Source organism: Finegoldia sp. BIOML-A1 (assembly GCF_009678325.1).
Lineage (GTDB): Bacteria > Bacillota > Clostridia > Tissierellales > Peptoniphilaceae > Finegoldia > Finegoldia magna.
Window position 1 is genome coordinate 1 of the sequence record NZ_WKZF01000015.1, and the last position, 7,191, is coordinate 7,191.

10 protein-coding genes are annotated in these 7,191 nt (G+C 34.9%); 3 read left to right on the top strand and 7 right to left on the bottom strand.

The genetic code is table 11. The features are described 5' to 3' along the window. Positions 1-317 precede the first annotated feature (317 nt). Positions 318-959: a dihydroxyacetone kinase subunit L gene (locus GKG00_RS08680; protein WP_154255077.1), complete on the top strand. Its 642-nt coding sequence runs from the start codon at positions 318-320 to the stop codon at positions 957-959. 40 nt (positions 960-999) lie between these two features. On the opposite strand, the gene GKG00_RS08685 is transcribed toward GKG00_RS08680, so the two are convergent. Beyond that, positions 1,000-1,707, bottom strand: coding sequence for a pseudouridine synthase (locus tag GKG00_RS08685; protein WP_154255078.1), 708 nt, complete (start codon positions 1,705-1,707; stop codon positions 1,000-1,002). A 36-nt stretch (positions 1,708-1,743) separates the two neighbouring features. Between GKG00_RS08685 and GKG00_RS08690 the strand changes: the two genes are divergently transcribed. Next, on the top strand, positions 1,744-2,016 hold the full coding sequence (locus GKG00_RS08690; RefSeq protein ID WP_154255079.1) for a DUF1294 domain-containing protein: 273 nt from the start codon (positions 1,744-1,746) through the stop codon (positions 2,014-2,016). On the opposite strand, the gene GKG00_RS08695 is transcribed toward GKG00_RS08690, so the two are convergent. Genes GKG00_RS08695 through GKG00_RS08715 form a run of 5 tightly spaced genes read right to left on the bottom strand, consistent with a single transcriptional unit; the run spans position 1,988 to position 5,807 of the window. Next, on the bottom strand, positions 1,988-3,313 hold the full coding sequence (locus GKG00_RS08695) for an aldehyde dehydrogenase family protein (RefSeq protein WP_154255080.1): 1,326 nt from the start codon (positions 3,311-3,313) through the stop codon (positions 1,988-1,990). The two genes, GKG00_RS08690 and GKG00_RS08695, sit on opposite strands and share 29 nt — an antisense overlap. A 59-nt stretch (positions 3,314-3,372) precedes the next feature. Then, entirely contained in the window at positions 3,373-3,972 is a 600-nt protein-coding gene (locus GKG00_RS08700) for a CpsD/CapB family tyrosine-protein kinase (protein ID WP_154255081.1), read from the bottom strand. Continuing rightward, a complete protein-coding gene (locus GKG00_RS08705; RefSeq protein ID WP_154255082.1) occupies positions 3,962-4,600 on the bottom strand; it encodes a Wzz/FepE/Etk N-terminal domain-containing protein in 639 nt (212 codons plus the stop codon). The genes GKG00_RS08700 and GKG00_RS08705 overlap by 11 nt, the downstream gene beginning before the upstream one ends. Before the next feature lies 1 nt (position 4,601). After that, positions 4,602-5,381: a CpsB/CapC family capsule biosynthesis tyrosine phosphatase gene (locus GKG00_RS08710; RefSeq protein WP_154255083.1), complete on the bottom strand. Its 780-nt coding sequence runs from the start codon at positions 5,379-5,381 to the stop codon at positions 4,602-4,604. Further along, complete coding sequence (locus tag GKG00_RS08715; RefSeq protein WP_154255084.1) at positions 5,382-5,807, bottom strand: SH3 domain-containing protein; 426 nt, start codon at positions 5,805-5,807, stop codon at positions 5,382-5,384. Positions 5,808-5,987: 180 nt separating this feature from the next. Between GKG00_RS08715 and GKG00_RS08720 the strand changes: the two genes are divergently transcribed. Then, positions 5,988-6,512, top strand: a complete 525-nt coding sequence (locus tag GKG00_RS08720; protein WP_346962838.1) for a DNA topology modulation protein — start codon at positions 5,988-5,990, stop codon at positions 6,510-6,512. A 115-nt stretch (positions 6,513-6,627) separates the two neighbouring features. Here the strand turns inward: GKG00_RS08720 and GKG00_RS08725 are convergent. Next, the coding region (locus tag GKG00_RS08725) for an LPXTG cell wall anchor domain-containing protein (RefSeq protein ID WP_154255085.1) at positions 6,628-7,191 on the bottom strand (564 nt) is incomplete at its 5' end.

Sequence of the window (7,191 nt, forward strand, 5' to 3'; positions counted from 1 at the left end):
TTTTTTATTCTCACCGAATTATTGTTTGGTTTGTACTTCTCTCAAAGTATTTACTTTATTTAATTTATTAAGGTTCTTTGTTAAATTATTTCGTTGCCTCAAGTGACAACTATTAAAGTATACTATACTTTTTTTAGCTTGTCAAGACTTTTTTAAAACTTTTTTAAATTCTTGTAAACTTAATCAAGTTTTTGTTACGTCTCTTTCAGACAACTATTACAGTATACGCTCCTAAATCATACTTGTCAAGTGTTTTTTGAATTTTTTTTAAAGTTTTCTGTAATCATGTATAATATTAAGTAAGAAAGGTGGTATTTATGGGATTTACAAATGATGATATTTACAAGGTTTTTACGATGTATCAGGAATGTTTGATGGTAAATTGTTCACTTTTGAATAAGCTCGATGAGAATTTAAGTAACAGAGACCACGGTTCTAACCTGAATAATGGATTTAGGGAGCTTTTTACGACTTTTCCCGATTTCAAATCAGAAAACCTATCAACACAATTCAGTAATCTATCATTTCTATTTACATATAAAGTAAAAGGTGCAACATCCCCTATCTACTCTTATGTATTCGATAAGGTTTCAGCATATCTTACAGATGTAGATGTTATCGACCGTGATATGTTCGGAGAAATTTTGAAAATCACGACCGAATCTGTGAAACTTGTTGGAAACTGTAAGTTAAATGACAAGACAATTCTAGATTGCATTCACGCTGCAACAGAAAGCTTTGAAAAAAACAAAAATGAAAATACAATTAAATTAATGAAAAAAATAAGTGTAGATTGCAAGATGGCTTGCGAACAAACTTCAGAAATGACAGCCAAGAAAGGCAAAGCACGTCACAACGCGATTTACTCCATTGGAGTGATAGACCCTGGTGCTTATTCGTTGTTTTTGTTTTTCGACACATTATACAAATATGTCCTCAAAAAAAGACGCACAAAATAAAATCTCAATTCAACTTTTAAGTTAAATTGAGATTTTTTCTTTATTCTTCTTCCAATCCAAGGATTTTGAGTTCTTCATCAGTAAGTTCTCTGAAATCTCCTTCTTCCAAGTCCTCTGGCAACTTAAAACTTCCTATTTGAACTCTTTGAAGTTCAACAACTTCATTGCCAACTTTTTCAAACATTCTTTTAACTTGGTGGTATTTGCCTTCCTTTATAGTAAGGTAGCAATTATAGTCGTCGATAATTTCCATCGTAGCAGGTTTCGTGATGATATCTTCCGGCATAAGCTTGATGCCTTTTTCGAATGTGTCGTTGTATTTCTCACCAACCTTCTCTCTCAAAGTAACCTTGTACTTTTTGGACACGTCTTTCTTTGGAGATATCAAATTGTGTGCAAATTTTCCATCATTCGTTATAATCAAAAGCCCTGTCGTATCCAAATCCAACCTTCCTACAGGATTCAAATCAAACACACAAAGTTCTCCCATATCGTCAATCACAGTCTTGTGCATAGGATCTTTCGAATGACTCGTCACACCTTTTCTCTTGTTCATCACGAAATACAAATACTTTCTGTACTCAATAACCTCGTCGTAGATTTTCACCACGTCGTTATTTTCATCTATATGATCAGAAGACTTCTTCACAGTCACATCATTCACCGTGATTATCCCCTTTTTCACCATTTGTTTTATTTCTTTTCTCGTTGCGATCTTCATCTCGCTAAGCATTCTATCTAATCTCATATCTCTCCTTATGGTACAATAATTTTGGGTGATGTAATGTTTAGTATATATTTTTTAACAATAAATTTAATAACTTTTCTAGCCTTCCTCATAGATAAAAGGAAAGCCATTCACAACAAATACCGAATTTCTGAAAATGTTCTGATACTCTTGTGCATAATCGGTGGATTCATCGGAGCGTTAAACTCCATGATAATCTTCAAACACAAACTATACAAGAAGAAATTCACCATCTCAATCCCAATTATTTCACTAATTTATCTTGTAGTATTCGTCTTAATTAGCCAAGGAATTTTTTCATTAAATTAAGCTTTTTGTCCGTAAATGGTTTGAATCTAAATGGATTGTCGACTTTTCTGGAAACATAGATCGATTGTTTGTGTGAAAAAGTGTCAAATCCCCATTTGCCATGATAATGGCCAAGTCCGCTATTTCCAAATCCACCGAAAGGTGCCTTGTTGTTGGAGATGTGCATCATACAATCATTGATGCATCCTCCGCCAAATCCCACAGAATTAGTGATATAATCGCACAATTTCTTGTCCTTAGTGAACACATAAAAAGCCAACGGATTGTCCATTCTTCTTATGTGCATCAACATCACATCGATATCAGTGTACGAAATCACAGGAAGCAACGGACCAAATATCTCGTCTTTCATTATCTCATCATTAAAAGTCGCATCAGTAAACACACACGGTTCAATAATCATCTCATCATCGTGGTATTTCCCACCGATTCTGTCCGTTCTATCCCTCATGATTTTTCTGAACTGATCGTATTTCGCCTTAGTTTTTATCCTAGACATCTCTGAAATATCAGAATAATTCTCATCAATCTCCTTCAGTATATAATGCATAAGCCTATCCTTGATGCTTTCTTCAACCACCAAATAATCAACAGCCACACAAGTTTGTCCGGAGTTTGTGAACTTCGCCCAGCAAATCTTCTTCGCTGTATCTTCCAAATCGACATCCTTGTCCACAATACAAGGACTTTTACCACCCAATTCCAACACACAAGGCTTCAAATTTTCAGCCGCTTTTTTATACACAGCTTGTCCTCTATTTTTACTACCGGTGAAGAAATAAAAGTCAAACTCTTCTTCCAACACATCATCATAACTTCTGTCATTTTCAAGATGAACGACATCTTCCACAGGATTCAAAATCTCTTTCATAAGCTCCCTAATCTTAGGATTTTTTCTACTCATCATCAAATAAACACTATTTCCAGCGGCAATGGCATCAATCACAGGAATCATACTCAAATTAAAAGGATAATTCCACGGACTAATAATCAAGCACACACCGAACGCCCTGTTTCTGATTTCTGTTTTGTTCGGAAAAGTCAACAAATCAAAGGAAGTATTCTTCGCCCTTGCAAGTTTTACAGTGTTATTAATGAAGAAATTCAACTCCTGCATCACAGTTGCATACTCTGTCATAAAAGCTTCGTATTCGCTTTTTCCGATATCTTCCTTCAAAGCCGAGATTATCTCTTCTCTATGATTTTTCACAGAATCTCGTAGTTTTCTCAGATACAGTACCCTAATAGAAGGCTTCAACAAAACCGTTTGAGATTTTTCTCGTAAGTTTTCAATCATAATTTACCTCTCTATAAAAAATAAGCCAACTGATTCGTGTAAAATCAGTCAGCCTATAGTTACTTTTCATTAATACGTACAAGTCCTATCAAATTGCTGTTAACATTTCTAATTGAATCGATTGATTTTTCAATGTCGCTCTTTTTAGTTTCTCCAACCTTGTACACCAACAAAGTCGCATCGCAAATCGCTGACAACGCAACAGCATCAGAATAAGCTTCGATTGGAGGAGTATCGATAATCACATAATCGTAGTTATCTTCCAAAATACGGATGAAATTCTTCATAGCTTCACTTGAAATAATCTCATTCGCATTTGGTGGAATAGCTCCAGCGTGAATAATATCCAAATCCCATATCGATTCGTCGTGACTAATCGCAAGATTATAGTCCATCTTATTTACAACGACATTTGTAACGCCGATTTCAGTGTCAATATCGTAGAAATTTCTCAAACTTGGTCTTCTCAAATCCATATCCACAATAACAACCTTGTGATTGGACAAAGCGAAACTTTTCGCCAAGTTAGCAGCCACAGAAGTCTTACCTTCTCCAAAAAATCCCGAAGTAACCACGATAGACTTAATATTTGCCCCTGCGAACTTCACATTAGTTCTTAGATATTTGTATTGTTCATTAAACAAAGCCTTATCCTTCATCTATCATAGCACCCCTTTCATCAACATATGGAATATCTCCAATAACATTTACTCCCAAATCTTCCACATCAGTATCAACTCTCATGACATCATCGTGAGATTCCCTCACCATACAAATTATCAATGAAATCAAAAACCCTATAAGTAAAGCCAATAAAGTATCTCTAACCAAATTTGGAGACACAGCTTTTAAAGGAGCTGAAGAGTATTCCAAAACCTCAACTTTATATTCGTCAGTAGAGTTTTTAACTGTAATATCAGCCAATTCATCTGCAATATCTCTTGCACGTTGAATCACAGTATCCTCAACATTTATACTAACTATCTTTGAGTTTTCATCAGAAATGCTTATCTTCTTACCAAAATCCTCAACATTCGATTTCAATTTCAAGTTTTGTTTCACTTCAGTTAACACCATTCTCGATTTAACCAAAGATTTCACAGTTTCTATCTGAGTAGTGGAAGTATTCCCGCTTTTCGCACTCACTACAACCTTTGAATCCACGCTGTACACAGGTCTAACCCACATAACATCATAGCAAATCATAGCAATTCCGAACAAAAACGTCACCAAAACAATAGGCACAAACCTATTTTTAAAAGTTCTTACAAATAAGTTATCTCTCATCTTATCTCCTCTTACTAAAAATTCTAGACAAAACTCCACCGCTGTTCTTGCTTAATATCGGAATTCTATCTATTCTTTCATTTTCCACGATAAGTTGTGGATTAAGCCTCATAATCAAATCAAAATAATCAGCATCTATAATCTTATGAAGAGATTTTATTCCATCTCTAATACAATCTGTTCCGTATGCATTTTCCGATTCTGTAGCCACAACATCCACCATTTGTCTGTCCAATAATTCCTTAGCAGTCTTAGCCAATCTGCTTTTCTTTGGTTTAACCAAAGAATTCATGTCCAGTTGCACCAAACAGTCTCTTTCCTTTAAGGAAATCAAATAATCTGAATTTTCTTGGACGTATTTGCACCTTTCTGGATGAACAATAATAGGAACAAATCCTTTGATTTGGATATCGTAAATAAGCTTGTTCAAATCCTTGTATTCAGTTGTACTTGGAAGTTCAAGCAAAATATATCTGGAATAATTAATCGAACTAATCAAATCATCATTGAAATATTCCACCATTTTAGGATCACAAGTCATCAAATTTCCTGACAACACTTGCAAATCAATCTTTTGATAGTCAAGCTCATCATTAATCCTATCGATAAGAAGTTGCTTTTCATCAGCATATAAAACTCTTCCATTCGTAGAAATCTCGGACGCGCTCACAACCTTTTTATAACCAAGCCTGACATACTCAAGCGCAGTGGCAATAGCTTGATCCAAGTTGCTCGAACCATTTTTCATGTCCGCCATTATCTTGCTATTAACATCAATCATTTACTCACCCAAAAATTCCTTAGAAACAAAACCTACTTGACCATTAAAATCAACCTTAACCCAAGTAGCCCCATCATCATTCTTAGTTTCTTCAATAACCTTAAGCTCATCATTCTTTTTTAACTTAGTCACGATAGAAGAATTAGTGCTAGCTTCACTTCTCATATTCAAAACATCAGTCGTAACCTTCATAGTCTTCTTTTCAGTAGATTCTTCCGGTTTGTTAGAATCCGTATTTTCTGAAGCAGGCTTTTCTTCTGCAGTTTCTTCTGGCTTTGAATCCTCAGGCTTAGCTTGTTCTGTAGACTCTTGTTCCACAGACTCTGCTACTTCTGTATTTCTCATAGATTCGTAATGCTCTGGTTTTCTCAAACAACCCGTCGTCAACACCAAAACCAAAATCGCAATAGGTATCAATCTCTTCATACAATCATCTCCTAATTAACAATTATTATTTTAACATATATTAAGACTTTTATACACATAAAAATCTGTAAAAATCATTATTTATATTATACCATTAAAACTAAAAATAGTAACGTGACAACCCCCTCATAATTATATATAATAATAGAAGATGATCATACTAAAATTAAGGAGAAAAACGTGAAAATTTCAATAATCGGATATTCAGCATCCGGAAAATCAATACTTGCACAAGACATATCACAAACATACGATATTCCATTGCTTCACCTTGACCAAGTAAATCACACAGAAAATTGGCAAGAACGAGACCTCGACGAAGCGATTAACATAGTAGAAAATTTTATGAAACAAGACGATTGGGTAATAGATGGAAACTACAACAAATTAAAGAAAACAGAAAGACTAGCACTCTCTGACATCATAATATTTCTCAACTTCAACAGATTCAATTGTCTAGCAAGAGCCATCAAACGCTACTTCAAATACCGTGGCAAAACCAGAGAAAGCATGGCTGACAATTGCCCCGAAAAACTAGACTTTGAATTCATAAAATGGATACTTGTAGATGGACGTAGCAAAGAAAAACGCGACAACTACGCCAACATGAAAAAACACTACTCACACAAATGGATTCAAATCAACAACCAAGAAGAACTCACAAAATTTAAGAAATATCTTCAACGAAGCAACGCGAGCCTGTAACACGGCTCTTTTTTTGTTAAGATTTTTCGATAGCAAATATTCTTACATACAAAAATACCCGATCATACGATCGGGTATTTTGATTTCAATAAACTACAGATTTAAAATCTATAATTTATCTTTCATCTTCTTTTTTCTTCTTTGAAACATACAATCCACCTAAAGTAGATAGTGCTGCAGCAGCCATCATCATAGCTTCTGATTCAATACCTGCTTTTGGTAAGTTCTTAGCTGGTTTGTCTTGTTTAGAAGGTTTAGAAGGTTTAGAAGGTCTAGTTGGTGCATCGGCGATCTTTTCAACTAAATCACTGCCCTTGATAGTGTCTTTTGATCCATCTGGATAAGTGATAGTAGCTGATCCGTCGTTTCCGATTTCAACCTTAGTTCCTTGTGGGAATTTATCCTTGTTAGCTTTTTCAACAGCTTCCTTAACCTTTTCTTTTTCATCCTTAGTTAAGTTAGAAGGATCTTCAACCTTAGTCTTACCAGGAACTGCTGGGTCAACCTTGTCAGCATCAACTTCTTGAGTTGCTTTGCCATTCAAAGCTTCTTCTGCAGCTTTTAATGCATCTTTTGCTTTGTCTACTTCTTCTTGAGTAGCATCTTTGTTTTCAAGTACTTTCTTAGCATCTTCTATTGCTTTGTCGTATGCATCCTTTTTGTCTTGGTCTGCATTCTT